The organism is Staphylococcus simiae (assembly GCF_002902085.1).
Lineage (GTDB): Bacteria > Bacillota > Bacilli > Staphylococcales > Staphylococcaceae > Staphylococcus > Staphylococcus simiae.
The window spans coordinates 1-20,879 of sequence record NZ_PPQR01000091.1 but is presented as its reverse complement, the minus strand read 5'-3'; the positions used below and the strand labels follow the sequence as shown (position 1 = coordinate 20,879).

The window sequence follows — 20,879 nt, the reverse complement described above, 5'->3', positions numbered from 1 at the left end:
ATTGTAAACTTATTGACGTTTCATTATAAGTAACAAAAGCGTGCGAAATAATTCACCTTAGTTTGACTAAGTTTAATTTTTATTATGCATATTTACATAATGTAGTTATTAAACAGTTTGACGAAGTCAAATGGATGCAACCAACTATTAATATAAGTAATGTTATTATTCAAATCTATGATTAAAACTAATTTTAACGAAACAAATTGAAGAGACTACATGTTTATTTATTAGGGAAAAGAATAACTTCGAAGTATAGGAGGAACATAAACTATGACATTAGAAATTTCAAACGACTACGGTAAAATCGACATATCAAATGAAGTAATTGCATCTGTTGTTGGTGGTAAAGCTGTTGAATGTTATGGTATCGTAGGTATGGCTTCAAGACAACAAGTAAGAGATGGTATTGCCGAAATTTTAGGGCATGAAAATTATGCTAAAGGCATAAAAGTTAATGAAAGTAACGGTGTGGTTGACATTGATATGTACATCATTGTAAGTTACGGTGTGAAAATATCAGAAGTTGCTAATAATGTTCAATCAACTGTGAAATATACATTAGAAAAATCACTCAATGTATCAGTTAATTCTATCAATATATATGTACAAGGTGTACGTGTGAATAATACAGTCAAGAAAAACTAGGAGGACAACTTGAAATGATTAGCGAAGTTAATGGTAAATTATTTGCCGATATGATAATACAAGGGGCACAAAATTTATCTAATAATGCAGATTTAGTAGATTCATTAAATGTTTACCCTGTACCAGATGGAGATACAGGTACAAACATGAACCTTACAATGACTTCAGGTAGAGAAGAAGTTGAAAATAATTTATCACAACACATTGGTGAATTAGGTAAGACATTTTCAAAAGGATTGTTGATGGGAGCTAGAGGTAACTCAGGTGTTATTTTATCTCAATTGTTTAGAGGTTTCTGTAAAAATATAGAAAATGAAGCTGATATCAACGCACAACAATTGGCTGAAAGCTTTAATGCAGGAGTTGAAACAGCATATAAGGCAGTGATGAAGCCAGTTGAAGGTACAATCTTAACAGTTGCTAAAGACGCAGCAAGTGCAGCGATGGACAAATCTCAACAAACCAATGATTGTATAGAATTAATGGAATATATCATCGTTAAAGCGGAAGAATCACTTGATAATACACCTAATTTATTGCCAGTATTAAAAGAAGTAGGCGTTGTTGATAGTGGTGGTAAAGGTCTATTATGTGTCTATGAAGGATTTTTAAAGGCACTTAAAGGTGAAACAGTTTCAGTAAAAACTGTGAAACTAGATAAAGACGATTTAGTACATGATGAACACGATTTTCATGGTGTTATTAATACTGAAGACATCGTTTATGGCTATTGTACAGAAATGATGGTTCGTTTTGGCAAAAATAAAAAAGAATTCAATGAGCAAGAATTTAGACAAGACATGAGCGAGTTTGGAGATTCATTATTAGTTATCAATGATGAAGAGATAGTTAAAGTTCATGTACATACTGAACATCCAGGTGATGTGTTTAACTATGGTCAACAATATGGAGAGTTAATTAAATTAAAAGTTGAAAATATGAGAGAACAACATCGCGAAGTTGTACGTAAGGAAGAACGTTCTACAGAAGAAGCAATGAAAACAGTAGATACAGCTATTATTACGATTTCAATGGGTGATGGTATATCAGACATTTTTAAATCAATGGGTGCCACACACATTATAAGTGGTGGTCAAACGATGAATCCATCTACTGAAGATATTGTCAAAGTGATTGAACAATCACAATGTAAACGAGCAATCATTTTACCAAATAATAAAAATATTTTAATGGCTAGTGAACAAGCTGCAAGTATTGTTAATGCAGATGCAGTCGTTGTACCAACTAAATCGATTCCTCAAGGTATAAATGCGTTATTCCAATATAACCCTGATGCCACAGTTGAGGACAATAAATTACAAATGGAACAAGCGCTCAGCTCAGTAACATCAGGGTCATTAACATATGCTGTGCGAGACACTAAAATTGATGGTGTTGAAATCAAAAAAGATGCCTATATGGGCTTGATAGAAGACAAAATCGTTAGCAGTAATCAAGACCAGTTTGTTACGTTAACAGAACTATTAAATGCTATGTTATCTGAAGAAAGTGAAATTTTAACTATCATAGCTGGAGAAGATGCTGATCAAGAAATGACTGATAAAATGATTTCTTGGATAGAAGAACACTATCCTGAAGTTGAAATTGAAGCTCATCAAGGTAATCAACCTATTTATCAATATTTCTTTTCAGTTGAATAAGATTAACGATAAAGTTTAACTTAATAGGTTCTCTTCCAAATTGGACTGATACATAATTGTTTTTTTAAGCCTCGCACCCCAGCTTGCACATTATAGTAAAAATTCTGTTAATAGAATTTTTCTTTGCTGGGGACCCAATGCCAAACTTGCATTTCTTGTAGAAACTGTTTCACAGTTTCTCTGTGTTGGGTCCCTACTCAGGAGTCTCGGTTTCAAAATAATTTGCGTTTTAAATTATTCTTTTTTATTTATCAGTCCTAAAAAATAGAGAACCACTTAATACCAATCATTTTAATCAAGGTCTTCACTGTTGTGAGGGGCTTGATTTTTTGTTATTTAGTAAAGTTCTGAGCATAGGTATTCAGTAGTATTCATGATAGAATAGAGCTATTACAAAAGCATCGTGTGAAATAAATAATAATTAATAGGTGATAAAAGTGACAAAGGTCAACTTAATAGAAAGTCCGTATTCGCTAGGACAAATTAAAGGAATAGGACCCAAAAAGATAGAGGCTTTGCAACAATTAAACATTAACTCTGTTGAAGATTTAGTACTTTATTTACCAACGAGATATGAAGACAATACAGTGATTGATTTAAACCAAGCTGATGATCAAGCGAATGTTACTGTAGAAGGACAAGTATACACTTCACCAGTTATTGCCTTTTTTGGACGAAATAAATCAAAACTCACCGTGCATTTAATGGTCAATAATATTGCAGTTAAATGTATATTTTTTAATCAACCCTATTTAAAAAAGAAAATAGAGTTGAACCAAACAATTACTGTTAAAGGTAAGTGGCATAGACATAAACAAGAAATAACTGGCAATAGAGTATTCTTTAATGCTACTACACAAGTATCCAATGACGAAAATGAAGTACAATTAGAACCTGTTTATCGTATTAAAGAAGGTATTAAACAAAAGCAATTAAGAGACCATATTAGACAAGCTATTCAAGATGTAACAATTCATGAATGGTTAACTGATGATTTAAGACAAAAATATAAATTAGAATCGCTTGAATTCACTTTAAATACACTGCATAATCCTAAAAATAAAACAGAACTATTGAGAGCACGTAGAACGTATGCTTTTACTGAATTGTTTTTATTTGAATTACGTATGCAATGGTTAAATAGATTAGAAAAGACTACAGACGAAGCAATTGAAGTAAATTATAATATTGAATTAGTAAAAGATTTTATAAATCAATTACCTTTTGAATTAACTGAAGCACAAAAAAATAGTGTGAACGAAATTTTTAGAGACTTAAAAGCACCTATTAGAATGCACAGATTATTACAAGGAGATGTTGGTTCTGGCAAGACGGTAGTTGCTGCAATATGTATGTATGCTTTAAAAACAGCAGGTTTTCAATCAGCGTTAATGGTCCCAACTGAAATTTTAGCTGAGCAGCATGCTGAAAGTTTAATACAATTATTTGGTGATAAAATGAATGTGGCATTATTGACTGGCTCTGTTAAAGGAAAAAAACGTCGTATACTTTTAGAGCAACTAGAGCAAGGAACCATTGATTGTCTAATAGGAACGCATGCGTTAATACAAGATGATGTAGTGTTTAAGGATGTAGGCTTAGTTATTACAGATGAACAGCATCGTTTTGGTGTTAACCAACGTCAATTACTGAGAGAAAAAGGTGCCATGACAAATGTATTGTTTATGACTGCAACGCCTATACCTAGAACACTTGCCATTTCTGTATTTGGTGAGATGGATGTTTCGTCAATAAAACAACTACCTAAAGGAAGAAAAGCGATTATTACGACTTGGGCTAAACATGAACAATATGATCAAGTATTGACACAAATGACATCTGAGCTAGCAAAAGGTCGTCAAGCTTATGTAATATGCCCATTAATTGAAAGTTCTGAGCACTTAGAAGATGTACAAAATGTTGTCACCTTATACGAGTCATTACAACAATACTATGGTGAACAACGTGTTGGATTACTACACGGTAAGCTATCATCTGAAGAAAAAGATGAAGTTATGCAAAAGTTTAGTAATCATGAAATTGATATTCTAGTTTCAACAACGGTTGTTGAAGTTGGTGTTAATGTACCTAACGCAACGTTCATGATGATTTATGATGCAGATCGATTTGGATTATCTACATTGCATCAATTACGTGGACGTGTTGGTAGAAGTGAGCATCAAAGTTATTGTGTCTTAATTGCTTCTCCTAAGACGGAAACTGGTATTGAACGTATGACCATAATGACGCAAACAACCGATGGCTTTGAATTAAGTGAGCGAGATTTGGAAATGCGTGGTCCTGGTGATTTCTTTGGCGTTAAGCAAAGTGGACTACCAGACTTCCTAGTTGCAAATATTGTTGAAGACTATCGCATGTTAGAAGTGGCTCGAGATGAAGCGGCAGAACTTATCCAATCTGGCGCATTCTTCAATAATCAGTATCAACAGTTAAGAAGTTTTGTTGAAAATCATTTACTCCATCGAAGTTTTGATTAAACAATTACTGAGGGTTGAGACAGAAATAAATTTGTTTTCGTAATCCCGTTCCAGCAAAACTGACGAGATTTTTAAAATGCTGAGTTATCTACATTTTAAAAACCAAATAGTTACTGCTAAATGCATAAATTTAAGTGTGAAATGCTTTTGTTACAGGCTCTTAGAAAATGAATTGACTAAAGTCATTTATGATGGACTAAACATTTTACTTTTAATATGTTATGAGTAACTGCTTACTTTCTTGAAATAATATTAATATATAAAAAGTATAGATATTTCACAGTAAATTGTTGAGCAGTTTAAATAGAAAGTGTTATGATATGTGAGGAATGTTTAAGACTAGGTACTAAAAAATGAGGGGTGACGTTGTGAAATTAAAAAAAGATGAACGTAGACAAGCTATTAAACAACAAATAGAACGTAATCCCTTCATTACAGATAATGAATTAAGCGATATATTTAATGTGAGTATTCAAACGATTCGCTTAGATAGAACTAATTTAAATATTCCTGAATTACGTAAAAGAATTCAATTAGTAGCTGAAGAGAATTATGAACAAATTAGTTCGATAGATGAACAAGAGTTTATTGGTACATTAATTCAAGTGAAGCCAAATGATAAAGCACAATCTATTTTGGAAGTTACACATGATTCTGTTTTCGCAAAGAATCAAATTGCTAGAGGACATGTACTGTTTGCACAAGCCAATTCTTTGTGTGTAGCATTAATTCAGTATCAAACAGTATTAACTTATGAAAGTAATATTCAATTTTTAGAAAAGGTAAAATTAAATGATACGGTTATTGCACAAGCCAAAGTAAAAGATAAAACTTCAAAATTTTATATTGTTGAAGTTAATTCTTATGTTAAAGACAAATTAGTATTTAAGGGCAATTTTAAAATGTTTTATTATAAGTGAGGAATAATATAATGGTCAAAATAGCAATTGATATGATGGGTGGAGACAATGCACCTGATATTGTTTTGGAAGCAGTAAAACAAGCTGTCGCAGATTTTAAAGATTTAGAAATTATCCTTTTTGGTGATCAAGCAAAATATAATTTAAATCACGAACGTATAGATTTTAGACATTGTAGTGAAAAAATTGAAATGGAAGATGAGCCTGTTAGAGCAATTAAACGTAAGAAAGATAGCTCTATGGTTAAAATGGCTGAAGCGGTTAAATCTAAAGAAGCAGATGGATGCGTTTCAGCTGGTAATACAGGTGCGTTAATGTCTGCTGGTTTATTTATTGTCGGACGTATTAAAGGTGTTGCTAGACCTGCGTTAGTTGTTACTTTACCGACTATTGATGGTAGAGGTTTCGTCTTTTTAGATGTAGGTGCTAATGCAGATGCTAAACCTGAACATTTACAACAATATGCTCAATTAGGTAACATTTACGCTCAAAAAATAAGAGGTATCAATCAACCTAAAGTATCATTATTAAATATTGGTACAGAACCAGCAAAAGGTAATGCACTAACTAAAAAAGCTTATCAATTATTGAACGAAGATCAACAGTTAAATTTTGTTGGTAATATCGAAGCCAAAACATTGATGGATGGAGAAACTGATGTTGTGGTAACTGATGGTTATACAGGCAATATGGTACTTAAAAATTTAGAAGGTACTGCCAAATCCATAGGTAAAATGTTAAAAGATACAATAATGGGTAGCACTAAAAATAAAATTGCCGGCGCAATTTTAAAGAAAGACTTAGATGCTTTTGCCAAAAAAATGGATTACTCTGAATATGGAGGCTCCGTGTTATTAGGTTTAGATGGTACAGTAGTAAAAGCACACGGTAGCTCTAATGCTAAGGCATTTTATTCTGCTATTAGACAAGCCAAAATAGCTGGTGAACAACAAATTGTACAAACAATGAAAGAAACAGTAGGTGAAACGAATGACTAAAACTGCAATTATTTTTCCAGGACAAGGTGCTCAAAAAGTAGGTATGGCACAAGATTTATACAATCAAAATGAAGAGGCAACACATATTTTAAATCGTGCAGCTGAGGTAATGGATTTTGATATTTTAGAAACGATGTTTGTCGATTCAGAAGACAAATTAGGTCAAACTGAACATACACAACCAGCACTTCTAACTCATAGTATGGCTTTATTGCATGCATTAAAGGGTTTGAATGCAGACTATACAATGGGACATAGTTTAGGTGAGTATTCGAGTTTAGTAGCAAGTGGTGTACTATCATTTGAAGATGCAGTTAAAATTGTTCGCAAACGTGGACAATTAATGGCCCAAGCTTTTCCAAGTGGTGTTGGTAGTATGGCTGCTGTTTTAGGGTTGGATTTTAAACAAGTAGACAATATCTGTAAAGAATTATCTACAGATGATCAAGTGATTGAACCAGCAAACATTAACTGTCCAGGACAAATTGTTGTTTCAGGACACAAAGCACTTATAGACGAGTTAGTTGACAAAGGTAAAGCATTAGGCGCAAAACGTGTTATGCCTTTAGCAGTGTCTGGGCCATTCCATTCTTCTATGATGAAAATAATTGAGCATGATTTTTCTGATTATATTAATCAATTTGAATGGCATGATGCTAAGTTTCCAGTAGTGCAAAATGTTAATGCACAGGGTGAAACAGATGCTGAAGTTATTAAAGCTCAAATGGTTAAACAATTATATTCACCAGTTCAGTTTATTGATTCTGTTGAATGGCTAATTGATAACGGCGTAAATCATTTTATAGAAATTGGCCCTGGAAAAGTACTATCAGGTTTAATTAAAAAAATAAATAGAGACGTCACATTAACATCAATACAAACTTTAGAAGATGTGAAAGGATGGAATCAAAATGACTAAAAGCGCATTAGTTACAGGAGCATCTAGAGGTATAGGTAAAAGTATCGCATTACAATTAGCAGATGAAGGTTATAATGTTGCAGTCAATTATGCAGGAAGTAAAGATAAAGCAGAAGCGGTAGTTGAAGAAATTAAAGCTAAAGGTGTAGATAGCTTTGCAATTCAAGCAAATGTTGCTAATCCAGACGAAGTAAAAACAATGATTAAAGATGTTGTTAGTCAATTTGGCTCATTAGATGTCTTAGTAAACAATGCTGGTATAACTAGAGATAATTTATTAATGCGTATGAAAGAACAAGAGTGGGATGATGTAATTGATACTAACTTAAAAGGTGTGTTCAATTGTATTCAAAAAGCAACACCACAAATGTTAAGACAACGTAGTGGAGCTATTATCAACCTATCAAGTGTTGTAGGTGCAGTAGGTAACCCTGGACAAGCAAATTATGTTGCAACTAAAGCTGGTGTGATTGGCTTGACTAAGTCTGCAGCTCGTGAACTTGCTTCACGTGGTATTACAGTTAATGCTGTAGCACCTGGTTTTATTGTTTCTGATATGACTGATGCTTTAAGTGATGACTTAAAAGAACAAATGTTAACACAAATTCCACTATCTCGTTTTGGTGAAGATACGGATATTGCAAATACTGTTGCTTTCTTAGCTTCAGATAAAGCGAAGTATATCACTGGACAAACGATTCATGTTAATGGCGGTATGTTTATGGAATAAGTGACTAGTGGATAAGTTTGAATTAAAAAAGCATTTTATGCTTCAATTTAAGCATTTGGCAGTAACTGTCTGAGTTGAAAAATGTTGATAAATCAACGTTTTTCAACTCTAGTCAGTCTTGCCGGGGTGGGATGACAAAATGAATTTTATTGGAAATTCATTTCTATCCCACTCCCAAGAAACACTAATCACTAAAAGTGATAAGTGTTTCTAAAATTTCTACTTGTTTTTTACAATTCAACATGTGAAAATATAATAGTCTATGTATAGGCATTTTTAAAGGAGGTGAATCGACGTGGAAAATTTCGATAAAGTAAAAGATATCATCGTTGACCGTTTAGGTGTTGATGCTGATAAAGTAACTGCAGATGCATCTTTCAAAGATGATTTAGGCGCTGACTCACTTGATATTGCTGAATTAGTAATGGAATTAGAAGACGAGTTTGGTACTGAAATTCCTGATGAAGAAGCTGAAAAAATCAACACTGTTGGTGATGCTGTTAATTTTATTAACAGTCTTGAAAAATAATAAATTAAACATCTGGGTCGATAGAATTGTCGGCTCAGTTTTTTTCTTTAATTATAGTTAAATTTGACGTAAAATTAATAATGATTAAAGATGACACAATAAAGGAGTTTTGATGATGTCGAAGCAAAAAAAAGACGATATTATACATCATTTTAGACTGAATTTTGAAGCTAAGATGAAAGCGTTAGGATTTTCATATAATAATATTGATTTATACCAACAAGCTTTTTCACATTCTAGTTTTATTAACGATTTTAATATGAATCGTTTAGATCATAATGAACGATTAGAATTTCTTGGAGATGCGGTATTAGAATTGACGGTTTCACGCTATTTATTTGATAAACACCCAGATTTACCCGAGGGTAACTTAACAAAAATGCGTGCGACAATAGTTTGTGAACCATCACTTGTAATATTTGCAAATAAAATCGGCTTAAATGAAATAATTTTACTCGGCAAAGGAGAAGAAAAGACTGGTGGACGAACAAGACCATCGTTAATTTCGGATGCTTTTGAAGCTTTTATTGGTGCGCTGTATCTAGATCAAGGTTTAGATATTGTTTGGCAATTTGCTGAAAAAGTGATATTTCCCCATGTTGAGCATGATGAGTTATTAGGTGTTGTGGACTTTAAGACACAGTTTCAAGAATTAGTTCATCAACAAAATAAAGGTGATGTAACATATAAATTAATCAATGAAGAAGGACCCGCACATCATCGTCTATTCACTTCGGAAGTGATTTTAGAAGGACACGCAGTTGCCAGTGGTAAAGGAAAAACAAAAAAAGAATCCGAACAAAAAGCAGCTGAACAAGCATATAAACAATTAAAGAATTTACTTTAATATTTAATATTTAGTTAATTTCAAGTTGAAATTATAAAGAAATAATTGGAACTAGGACAGAAATAATTTTTTTAAAATAATGCTTCCTAATTCCGGTTCTCTATTTTTTAGGACTGATAAATAAAAAAATAATTATGTATCATTCCAATTTTGGAGAGAACCCTAATTCCTCTCGGCAAGGTTGACTAGGATTGAAAGATGTTGATTAAGCGACATCTTACAATTCAAGTTGTTACTGCTAAAAGTTTGAAAATTAAGAGATAAAGCTTTTTAATTTCAGGTTCTATGTTGATGAAATAAAAGATATAGCTTTTGAATAGTGAAATAGTGATAAGGAGTTAAGAATGGTTTACTTAAAATCAATTGATACCATTGGATTTAAATCATTTGCAGATCAAACAAATGTGCAGTTTGATAAAGGTGTAACAGCAATTGTTGGTCCAAATGGTAGTGGCAAGAGTAATATTACAGATGCAATAAAGTGGGTATTAGGAGAACAATCTGCTAAATCCCTACGTGGTTCAAAAATGGAAGATATTATTTTTTCTGGAGCTGAGCATCGTAAAGCACTAAATTACGCTGAAGTGCAGCTAAGACTCGACAATCAGTCAAACAAACTTAATATAGATGCTTCAGAAGTAGTTGTAACAAGAAGATTGTATCGTAGTGGTGAAAGTGAATATTACTTGAATAATGATCGTGCTAGACTTAAAGATATTACTGATTTATTTTTAGATTCAGGTTTAGGTAAAGAAGCATACAGTATTATTTCTCAAGGTCGTGTGGATGAAATTTTAAATGCTAAACCTGTCGATCGTCGTCAAATTATTGAAGAATCAGCAGGAGTATTAAAATATAAAAAAAGAAAAGCTGAATCATTAAATAAATTAGATCAAACAGAAGACAATTTAAGTCGTGTAGATGATATTTTGTATGATTTAGAAGGTCGAGTAGAGCCCTTAAAAGAAGAAGCAGCGATTGCTAAAGAGTATAAAACATTATCTGAACAAATGACACATAGTGATATTGTGGTTACGGTTAATGACATTACGAGTTATCACAATGATAATCAGCAACTAGATGAGCGTTTGAATGACTTGAAAAGTAAAGAAGCTAGCAAAGAAGGTGAAAAAAGTGAACTATCGCAACATATTCAGCAATTTAAAGGACAACGACAACAAATAGACAATGATATTGAAACACTTAATTATCAACTTGTTAAAGCAACTGAGTCATTCGAAAAATATTCAGGTCAATTAAATGTTCTTGAAGAACGTAAAAAAAATCAATCAGAGACAAATGCAAGATATGAAGAAGAGCAGCTAAATTTAAATGAACAATTAACTAATATTAAAGAAGAACGACAAGAATGTTCAACGACATTACAGGCATTACAAGATAAACAAAAAGCACTTAACAGTGAAATTAAAATATTAGAAGAGCAATTATATATTTCAGATGAAGCACACGATGAAAAATTAGAACAAATTAAGAATGATTACTATACATTAATGTCACAACAATCTGATGTTAATAATGATATTCGTTTTTTAAAACATACAATAGATGAAAATGAAGCTAAAAAGTCGCGCTTAGATTCAAGATTAGTAGAAGTATATGAACAACTTAAATCTATTCAACAACAAATCACATCAGTTGATAAGGAATATAAACAAGCGAAAAAAGATATGGGCCAAGTTGAAAAAGAAATTAAGATACTTGAGCAAAATTTGACTAAAACAAAGCAATCACAACATGAATATGAAGAAAAGTTATATCAAGCTTATCGTTACACTGAAAAAATGAAAACAAGAATTGATAGTTTAGCTTCTCAAGAAGAAGATTATACATATTTCTTTAATGGAGTTAAACATATATTAAAGGCTAAGAATAAAGAGTTGTCTGGCATACACGGAGCAGTAGCTGAAATTATAGAAGTTCCTTCAAAATTAACACAAGCAATTGAAACCGCGTTAGGGGCATCCTTACAACATATCATAGTTGATACTGAAAAAGATGGACGTAACGCCATTAAGTTCTTGAAAGACAAAGGGCTTGGTAGAGCGACATTTTTACCGTTAAATGTCATACAGAGTCGAACGATAGCATCTGATATTAAAATGATTGCACAACAAGCAAATGGTTTTATTAGCGTAGCATCCGAAGCAGTAACAGTAACATCAACGTATCAACAAATCATTGATAACTTATTGGGAAATACGATTATAGTTGATAATTTAAAAAATGCTAATGACTTAGCAAGAGCAATTAAATATCGTACACGTATTGTTACGTTAGAAGGAGATATCGTTAATCCAGGTGGTTCAATGACTGGTGGTGGTGCTAGAAAGACTAAGAGCATCCTATCTCAAAAAGATGAATTAACAACGATGCGTAAGCAGTTACAAGATTATTTACGTCAAACTGAAGCGTTTGAACAACAGTTTAAAGATATAAAAGAACAGAGTGATGAATTAAGTGAACAATATTTCGATAAGAGTCAAACTTATAATGCACTTAAAGAGCAAGTTCATCATTATGAATTAGATTTAGATCGCTTGACTACTCAAGAAACTCAGATTAAAAATGAGCATGAGGAATTTGAATTTGAGAAAAATGATGGCTATGCAAGTGAAAAAAGTAAGCAAACATTAAATGATAAAGAACAACAACTTGCAAATATTCAGCAGCAGTTAAAACATCTTGAAGAAGAAATAGAGCGTTATACACAATTATCAAAAGAAGGTAAAGAGAATACGACTCAAACTCAGCAACAACTACATCAAAAGCAATCTGATTTGGCGGTAATTAAAGAACGCATTAAATCTCAAAAAGAATCAATAGAGCGTTTAAATAATCAACAACAAGCAACTGAAAATCAATTAACTGAATTGAAAGAGAAGATTGCTTTCTTTAACTCAGATGAAGTAATGGGTGAACAAGCATTTAATAAAATTCAACAACAAATTACTAATGCAGAAGAAGAAAGACAAGAATTATCTTTAAAATTAGCTGACTTAAAACAACAAAGAATCGATGTCAATCAGCAAGTTGAACAATTGGAAGATCAGTTACAAGTGTGTCATCAAGATATATTATCTATCGAAAATCATTATCAAGATGTTAAATCACAACAATCTAGATTAGATGTCCTAATTAGTCATGCTATCAATCATTTAAATGACGATTATAATTTAACTTTTGAAAAAGCAAAAGCTGACTATCACAGTGAAGAAGATATTGAAAGTTTACGTAAAAAAGTTAAGTTGACTAAAATGTCAATTGAAGAATTAGGACCAGTTAACTTAAATGCAATTCAACAATATGATGAACTAAATGAACGATACACCTTTTTAAATGAGCAAAGAATGGATTTACGACAAGCTAAAGAAACATTAGAACAAATTATAAATGAAATGGACCAAGAAGTTATTGGAAGATTTAAAGAAACATTTCATGCCATTGAAAGACACTTCACTAGTGTATTTAAGCAATTATTTGGTGGTGGAGATGCAAAACTAACGTTAACAGATGATAATTATTTAACTGCTGGTGTTGATATTAATGTACAACCTCCAGGCAAAAAATTACAACATTTATCTCTTTTAAGTGGTGGTGAACGCGCTTTAACAGCCATTGCATTATTATTTGCGATTTTAAAAGTGAGATCGGCGCCGTTTGTTATTTTAGATGAAGTTGAAGCGGCGTTAGATGAAGCAAATGTCATTCGTTATGCTAGATATTTAAATGATTTGTCAGAACAGACTCAATTTATCGTTATCACACACCGTAAAGGTACGATGGAATTTTCAGATCGACTATACGGTGTCACAATGCAAGAATCAGGAGTAACTAAATTAGTAAGTGTTAATTTAAATACTATAGACGATATACTCAAGGAGGAACAGTAATGAGCTTTTTTAAACGTTTAAAGGATAAATTTACTACAACAAAAAAAGATGAAGAACAAGTACAAAGTAATTTACCTAAAACTGAGGATCAACAATCATTATCAGAACCACAACAATCTAATGAAGCAGAAGTTGAAGTACCAAAGAAAAAACCACGTAAACTGAGTGAAGCTGATTTTGATGATGATGGCTTAATATCTATTGAAGATTTTGAAGAGATTGAAGCCCAAAAAATGGGTGCTAAGTTTAAAGCTGGTTTAGAAAAATCTAGACAAAATTTCCAAGAACAGTTAAATAATTTAATTGCAAGATATCGTAAAGTTGATGAAGATTTCTTCGAAGCACTAGAAGAGATGTTAATTACTGCCGATGTCGGTTTTAATACGGTAATGACTTTAACAGAAGAACTGCGCAGTGAAGCACAACGTCGAAATATTCAAGACACTGAGGATTTACGTGAAGTTATCGTAGAAAAAATTGTTGAAATTTACCATCAAGAAGATGATAATTCTGAAGCAATGAACTTAGAAGATGGACGATTAAATGTCATTCTTATGGTAGGAGTTAACGGTGTTGGTAAGACTACAACAATTGGTAAACTTGCTTATCGTTATAAAATGGAAGGTAAAAAAGTGATGTTAGCTGCTGGTGACACTTTTAGAGCAGGAGCAATTGAACAATTAAAAGTATGGGGAGAACGTGTTGGCGTTGAGGTAATAAGTCAAAGTGAAGGTTCAGATCCTGCTGCTGTTATGTACGATGCTATCAATGCGGCTAAAAATAAAGGTATAGATATTCTAATTTGTGATACAGCTGGTCGTTTACAAAACAAGACAAATTTAATGCAAGAATTAGAAAAAGTTAAGCGTGTTATTGGTAGAGCTGTACCAGAAGCACCTCATGAAGTATTACTATGTTTAGATGCAACTACTGGTCAAAATGCATTATCACAAGCACGTAATTTTAAAGATGTTACAAATGTATCTGGTATTGTTTTAACAAAATTAGATGGAACTGCTAAGGGTGGTATTGTATTAGCTATTAGAAATGAATTGCACATACCAGTTAAATATGTTGGTTTAGGTGAACAACTTGATGACCTACAACCATTTAATCCTGAAAGTTATGTTTATGGCTTATTTGCAGATATGATTGAACAAAACGAAGAAATTGATAGTGTAGCTGATAATTTTGAACAATCAGAGGATAATGATCATGAGTCAAAATGATTTAGTAAAAACATTACGCATGAATTATTTGTTTGATTTTTATCAATCATTGTTAACTAATAAACAACGTAACTATTTAGAGTTATTTTATCTTGAAGATTATTCTTTAAGTGAAATCGCTGATACTTTTGATGTGAGTAGGCAAGCAGTTTATGATAATATAAGAAGAACTGGCGATTTAGTTGAGGATTATGAAGCCAAATTGGCATTATATCAAAAGTTTGAACAACGACAAGCAATATATAAAGAAATGAAACGTCATTTAAATGATACGAAAAAAATAGCACAATATATTCAACAATTAGAAGAATTAGAATAGAGAGATAGGGGGCATATTTTATGGCATTTGAAGGCTTATCAGAACGTTTACAAGCAACGATGCAGAAAATGCGTGGTAAAGGTAAGTTAACTGAAGCAGATATTAAAACAATGATGCGAGAAGTTAGATTAGCATTATTAGAAGCCGACGTTAACTTCAAAGTTGTGAAAGAATTTATCAAAACAGTTTCAGAGCGTGCCTTAGGTTCAGATGTAATGCAATCATTAACACCTGGACAACAAGTCGTGAAAATTGTACAAGACGAGTTAACTCAATTAATGGGTGGAGAAAATACATCCATTACAATGGCTAACAAACCACCAACTGTAGTCATGATGGTTGGTTTACAAGGTGCTGGTAAAACGACAACTGCTGGTAAATTAGCATTATTAATGCGCAAAAAATATAACAAAAAACCGATGCTAGTTGCAGCAGATATTTATCGTCCTGCAGCTATTGATCAACTTCAAACTGTAGGTAAACAAATTGATATTCCTGTTTATAGTGAAGGAGATCAAGTTAAACCTCAACAAATTGTTACTAATGCATTACAACATGCTAAAGAAGAACATTTAGATTTTGTTATTATTGATACAGCTGGACGTTTGCATATTGATGAAGCGTTAATGAATGAACTTCAAGAAGTGAAAGAAATTGCGCAACCAAATGAAATAATGTTAGTTGTTGACGCAATGACAGGTCAAGATGCAGTTAATGTTGCAGAATCATTTGATAATCAATTAGATATCACTGGTGTAACATTAACTAAACTTGATGGTGATACACGTGGTGGTGCGGCATTATCAATTCGTTCTGTAACTCAAAAACCAATTAAATTTGTTGGTATGAGTGAAAAATTAGATGGTTTAGAATTATTCCATCCTGAACGTATGGCATCTCGTATTTTAGGCATGGGTGATGTCCTAAGTTTAATTGAAAAAGCTCAGCAAGACGTTGACCAAGAAAAAGCTAAAGATTTAGAGAAAAAAATGCGTGAATCATCATTCACATTAGATGACTTTTTAGAGCAATTAGATCAAGTTAAAAATTTAGGTCCATTAGATGATATTATGAAAATGATTCCAGGCATGAATAAGATGAAAGGCTTGGATAAATTAAATATGAACGACAAACAAATCGATCATATTAAAGCCATTATTCAATCTATGACTAAAGAAGAACGACATAATCCAGACACGTTAAATGTGTCACGTAAGAAAAGAATTGCTAAAGGTTCTGGACGTTCATTACAAGAAGTAAATCGCCTAATGAAACAATTCAATGATATGAAGAAAATGATGAAACAATTCACTGGTGGCGGTAAAGGTAAAAAAGGTAAACGTAATCAAATGCAAAATATGCTAAAAGGAATGAATTTACCGTTTTAATTAGTGATATTGCTAAAAGTTACAATGTGAAAGTTGATAATGAAATATTTGGTAAAGAAAAAACTCTTTACAAATTACTTAGCACCTGTTAATATTATTTCTTGTAGAAAATAAATAATAAAACAGATTTAAAGGAGATTTTATAAATGGCAGTTAAAATTCGTTTAACACGTTTAGGTTCAAAAAGAAATCCATTCTATCGTATCGTAGTTGCAGATGCACGTTCACCACGTGATGGTCGTATCATCGAACAAATCGGTACTTATAACCCAGCGAGCGTTAATGCTCCTGAAATTAAAGTTGATGAAGCGTTAGCTTTAAAATGGTTAAAAGATGGCGCGAAACCAACTGATACAGTTCACAATATCTTATCCAAAGAAGGTATTATGAAAAAATTCGACGAACAAAAGAAAGCTAAATAATTAGCTTAAGCACTTGTCGAAATATTAATTTAAGACTTATCATTCAACTTAATATATTGATGTAAATGAGACGTGAATATATATGTTATCATAAGTGAAGGGTACCAGTATGGTGCCCTTTTTATTTGATTAAAAGGAAATATAGTGTCGTTAAAAAGTATGTAAAAAAATGTGGGAGTGGGACAGAAATAAATTTTATATAAAATTTATTTCGTAGATGCCCGTCTTGCACATTAATGTAAAATCCACACATGGATTTTTGATGACGGGTCCCTGTATTGTCTGAAAAAACTGACTAACCAGTTTTTTTGTGTTGGGTCCCTTCCACCCCGGCAAGACTGACTAGGTTTTCAAAATGGTGATTTATCAACATTTTGAAAACCAGACAGTTACTGCCAAATGCTTAAATTTAAGTGTAAAATACATTTTGTCCCAGGCTCAAATACTGATAAAATTTGGATGAATTTTAAGTCACTGTCAAAATTGACAACGGAAGTCAATCGTGAGATTGTAAAGCGGTATAAATATAAACAAAAATATAAAGCTTGAATGTTCAAAGTAAAGAAGAATGATATGTTTATTGTGAGATAGAATGTTATTTTAAAAAATTGTTGGAGGGTAAAATATATGAAAGTTGAAGTTGGTCAAATTGTAAATACACATGGAATTAAAGGTGAATTGAAAGTTAAATCCAATTCAGACTTTACAGATATTCGCTTTCAGCCAGGTGAAACTTTGACGATATCACATAACAAACAAGATATTGATTATGTGGTAAAATCGCACCGTATCCATAAAGGATTACACATGTTGACTTTTGAAGGTATTACTAATATTAATGAAATTGAACATCTTAAAGGTAACCTTATTTATCAAGAACGAGATCATGACGATATTGAATTAGGTGAACATGAATTTTATTATTCAGATATCATTGGTTGTACCGTCTTTGATGATCAAGAGACGCCTATTGGTCGTGTTATTGATATTTTTGAAACAGGTGCGAATGACGTATGGGTGGTTGAAGGAGCGAAAGAATATTTAATTCCTTATATTGCAGATGTTGTTAAAGACATTGATATTGATAACAAAAAAATTATTATTACTCCAATGGAAGGACTACTGGACTAATGAAAATTGATTATTTAACACTTTTTCCAGAAATGTTTGATGGTGTGCTGAATCATTCAATTCTAAAAAGGGCTCAAGAACGAGAACTTTTACAAGTAAATACAGTTAATTTTAGAGATTATTCAATTAATAAGCATAATCAAGTTGATGACTACCCTTATGGTGGAGGTCAAGGTATGGTCCTAAAACCAGAACCAGTGTTTAATGCGATGGCAGATTTAGCAGTTAGTGACAATACACGTATCATATTAATGTGCCCACAAGGTGAACCGTTTACGCAACGTAAAGCAGAAGAATTAAGTCACGCTGAGCATATCGTATTTATTTGTGGTCACTATGAAGGGTATGACGAGCGTATAAGAACGAACTTAGTAACTGATGAAATTTCTATAGGAGATTATGTATTAACTGGTGGAGAATTGCCTGCGATGACAATGACTGATGCAATTGTAAGACTGATTCCTGGTGTGCTAGGGAACGAACAATCTCATCAAGATGATTCATTTTCAGATGGTTTGTTAGAATTTCCACAATATACTAGACCACGAGAATTTAAAGGATTAACAGTACCAGATGTTTTATTATCAGGAAATCATGCTCATATTGAACAATGGAGACATGAACAAAAGTTAATTCGTACCTATCATAAAAGACCTGATTTACTTGAAAGTTATCCATTGACTGAACAAGACAAAGATTTTCTAGAAAAATATAAATTAGAATTGAAAAAAGAATAGCATTATGCTAACATAATTTAAGTGTGAAAACACGAATAATCACTATGCTCCGCTGCTATATATTTGTCTAGGCAAGAACATAGGGTGAAGAGGAGAATTTATAATGACAAACCATAAGTTAATTGAAGCAGTAACAAAATCACAATTACGTACAGATTTACCAAACTTCCGTCCAGGTGACACTTTACGTGTACACGTACGTATAATCGAGGGTACTCGTGAACGTATCCAAGTATTCGAAGGTGTTGTAATCAAACGTCGTGGTGGCGGAGTTTCTGAAACGTTTACAGTTCGTAAAATTTCATCAGGTGTTGGTGTGGAACGTACATTCCCATTACACACTCCAAAAATTGAAAAAATCGAAGTTAAACGTCGTGGTAAAGTACGTCGTGCTAAATTATATTACTTACGTAGTTTACGTGGTAAAGCTGCTAGAATCCAAGAAATTCGTTAATCAGCAATTATCAAAAACTATAATTGAGTTTGATATGATGCAATTCAAAAAGCCATCTAGATCACTTTTAACAAGTGATTTAGATGGTTTTTTTGGTGTGTTAATTTATATTATGTCACTATTTTCTATGACTTATAAATCATTTTATTACGACAGGTACCTTATGTCGTAAAACATTTAAAGTGTAATATATCCTAATTATCTTTACGTTGTAACAACTTTGGTATAAATATTATGGCTACTATGCTTAAAAAGATACCAACTAAACTTATAAAAATTAATAATTTAATATGAGGAGATTGATAACTTAAATTAATATGTGTAGATCCTTTTGATACTTTTATTCCTGTCATGATGCCATTGACAGCTTCAACTTTTAACTTGTGACCATGTTCATCTTGTGCTTGCATCCCTTTTGCATAAGTCATAGGTAAGACGATGTAACCTTCATCGTTTTGATGTTTTGTAATTGTAAAGCTGCGTTTATTTTTAGTTACTTGAACAGGTGTAGTATGTTTAGAAGCCTCTTTTAAAGTTTGATAATCTTCTCCATAAATTCCTTTTAAATTTAAGCGATATTGTCCTTTTGGTAATGCGATGTGAATATTGCTATCTGATTTAATACGCATTGTAACAGGTGTAACGAATCGACGATATTGATATGTTAATGGATTACGCCTTTGAACATAGTGATTTACTTTTACATCATAAGCTTTATCAGGAGACAATAATTCGATATCCATTTCGACGTATAGGTCTTGATATCGTTGTGCTAATGACTTTGGTAAGGTGATAGTTAAACCACCATTATGTTTATTAACTCGTAAATGATGTTTAGATTGCCATTGCGCATTTTTCGTACTAGTGTGCGCTTTCGATAATAGATTAGTATTTGCTTTAAAATGTCTATTGCTTACCGTTTTATCAGATAATACAACGCCTTGTAGCATGGCTTGTTCTTTATCTAGAGGTGATTTTAAGTCACTATTATTAAAAATGTTATTCGTAATATGTGCACTTGGATAATTAATTGTATTTTTTGAATGAACCCAGGTTGTATCATTATCAGAAACAGTTTGCTTTATTTTAAAGCCATATGGGATTGTTTTGTCATGATACTTACGTAGACGATCTTGTACATTCCACAAAGCCATTAGATTAGCTCGATCACCTAGTAATCTATACGTACTATTTTTGTCAGTAGGCATATTGATTTGTAGTTGATTATCGTAATAATTCAATATTTTACCATCGAAAATACTTGAATATAAGGAAATACCATTATAGTGATAAATGAAAGGTGAGTTAAGTGCATAACCAGACATATAATCAATTCTATTAAGCGCGTCATCATTAGCGTTATTGATATTGCTTATTGTCTTATCTAATATAGGACTTCGATAGTTACTTGAATTTACAGTATTTTTATTTTGTAAATAAGGTTCAATAGCTCTTACTTTATTTTCTTGTAAAATTAACATTTGTTGACCTAATATGAGTAATACTAATGATATATATAATATCTGTCTCTTATACAC

18 protein-coding genes are annotated in these 20,879 nt (G+C 32.1%); 17 read left to right on the top strand and 1 reads right to left on the bottom strand.

The features are described from left to right. Positions 1-273: 273 nt before the first annotated feature. The 17 genes from CD113_RS10480 to rplS all read left to right on the top strand — a co-directional run bounded on the left by CD113_RS10480 (position 274) and on the right by rplS (position 19,341). On the top strand, positions 274-648 hold the full coding sequence (locus CD113_RS10480) for an Asp23/Gls24 family envelope stress response protein (protein ID WP_002464549.1): 375 nt from the start codon (positions 274-276) through the stop codon (positions 646-648). 14 nt (positions 649-662) lie between these two features. Further along, a complete protein-coding gene (gene fakA / locus CD113_RS10475) occupies positions 663-2,309 on the top strand; it encodes a fatty acid kinase catalytic subunit FakA (RefSeq protein ID WP_002464548.1) in 1,647 nt (548 codons plus the stop codon). A 437-nt stretch (positions 2,310-2,746) separates the two neighbouring features. Beyond that, positions 2,747-4,807 carry an ATP-dependent DNA helicase RecG gene (recG, locus tag CD113_RS10470; protein WP_002462387.1) on the top strand — a complete coding sequence of 687 codons (2,061 nt, stop codon included), beginning with the start codon at positions 2,747-2,749 and terminating at the stop codon, positions 4,805-4,807. A gap of 353 nt (positions 4,808-5,160) precedes the next feature. After that, positions 5,161-5,727, top strand: a complete 567-nt coding sequence (gene fapR / locus CD113_RS10465; RefSeq protein ID WP_088177449.1) for a transcription factor FapR — start codon at positions 5,161-5,163, stop codon at positions 5,725-5,727. An 11-nt stretch (positions 5,728-5,738) separates the two neighbouring features. Continuing rightward, positions 5,739-6,725: a phosphate acyltransferase PlsX gene (plsX, locus tag CD113_RS10460; RefSeq protein ID WP_002462385.1), complete on the top strand. Its 987-nt coding sequence runs from the start codon at positions 5,739-5,741 to the stop codon at positions 6,723-6,725. After that, the gene (gene fabD / locus CD113_RS10455) at positions 6,718-7,644 is read left to right on the top strand and encodes an ACP S-malonyltransferase (RefSeq protein WP_002462384.1); all 927 of its coding nucleotides are present in this window, start codon (positions 6,718-6,720) and stop codon (positions 7,642-7,644) included. Before plsX ends, fabD begins: the two co-directional genes overlap by 8 nt. Then, positions 7,637-8,374 (top strand): 3-oxoacyl-[acyl-carrier-protein] reductase, encoded by a 738-nt coding sequence (gene fabG, locus CD113_RS10450; protein WP_002462382.1) that lies wholly within the window; start codon positions 7,637-7,639, stop codon positions 8,372-8,374. The genes fabD and fabG overlap by 8 nt, the downstream gene beginning before the upstream one ends. A gap of 295 nt (positions 8,375-8,669) precedes the next feature. Next, positions 8,670-8,903, top strand: coding sequence for an acyl carrier protein (locus CD113_RS10440; protein ID WP_002462381.1), 234 nt, complete (start codon positions 8,670-8,672; stop codon positions 8,901-8,903). 115 nt (positions 8,904-9,018) lie between these two features. After that, the gene (rnc, locus tag CD113_RS10435) at positions 9,019-9,750 is read left to right on the top strand and encodes a ribonuclease III (RefSeq protein WP_002462380.1); all 732 of its coding nucleotides are present in this window, start codon (positions 9,019-9,021) and stop codon (positions 9,748-9,750) included. Positions 9,751-10,094: 344 nt separating this feature from the next. Next, a complete protein-coding gene (gene smc / locus CD113_RS10430) occupies positions 10,095-13,661 on the top strand; it encodes a chromosome segregation protein SMC (RefSeq protein WP_002462379.1) in 3,567 nt (1,188 codons plus the stop codon). Continuing rightward, positions 13,661-14,890 carry a signal recognition particle-docking protein FtsY gene (ftsY, locus tag CD113_RS10425; protein WP_002462378.1) on the top strand — a complete coding sequence of 410 codons (1,230 nt, stop codon included), beginning with the start codon at positions 13,661-13,663 and terminating at the stop codon, positions 14,888-14,890. The genes smc and ftsY overlap by 1 nt, the downstream gene beginning before the upstream one ends. Next, entirely contained in the window at positions 14,877-15,209 is a 333-nt protein-coding gene (locus CD113_RS10420; protein ID WP_002462375.1) for a putative DNA-binding protein, read from the top strand. The genes ftsY and CD113_RS10420 overlap by 14 nt, the downstream gene beginning before the upstream one ends. A gap of 20 nt (positions 15,210-15,229) precedes the next feature. After that, a complete protein-coding gene (ffh, locus tag CD113_RS10415) occupies positions 15,230-16,597 on the top strand; it encodes a signal recognition particle protein (protein ID WP_002462373.1) in 1,368 nt (455 codons plus the stop codon). A gap of 146 nt (positions 16,598-16,743) precedes the next feature. Then, a complete protein-coding gene (rpsP, locus tag CD113_RS10410) occupies positions 16,744-17,019 on the top strand; it encodes a 30S ribosomal protein S16 (protein ID WP_002462372.1) in 276 nt (91 codons plus the stop codon). Between the two features lie 627 nt (positions 17,020-17,646). After that, on the top strand, positions 17,647-18,150 hold the full coding sequence (rimM, locus tag CD113_RS10405; protein ID WP_002465084.1) for a ribosome maturation factor RimM: 504 nt from the start codon (positions 17,647-17,649) through the stop codon (positions 18,148-18,150). After that, a complete protein-coding gene (trmD, locus tag CD113_RS10400; protein ID WP_002465083.1) occupies positions 18,150-18,887 on the top strand; it encodes a tRNA (guanosine(37)-N1)-methyltransferase TrmD in 738 nt (245 codons plus the stop codon). The genes rimM and trmD overlap by 1 nt, the downstream gene beginning before the upstream one ends. A gap of 103 nt (positions 18,888-18,990) precedes the next feature. Next, entirely contained in the window at positions 18,991-19,341 is a 351-nt protein-coding gene (gene rplS, locus CD113_RS10395; protein ID WP_002465082.1) for a 50S ribosomal protein L19, read from the top strand. Between the two features lie 194 nt (positions 19,342-19,535). Here rplS and CD113_RS10390 read toward each other — a convergent pair. Next, positions 19,536-20,879 (bottom strand): YfhO family protein (locus tag CD113_RS10390; protein WP_169922559.1); only part of this gene is annotated, 1,344 nt, incomplete at its 5' end.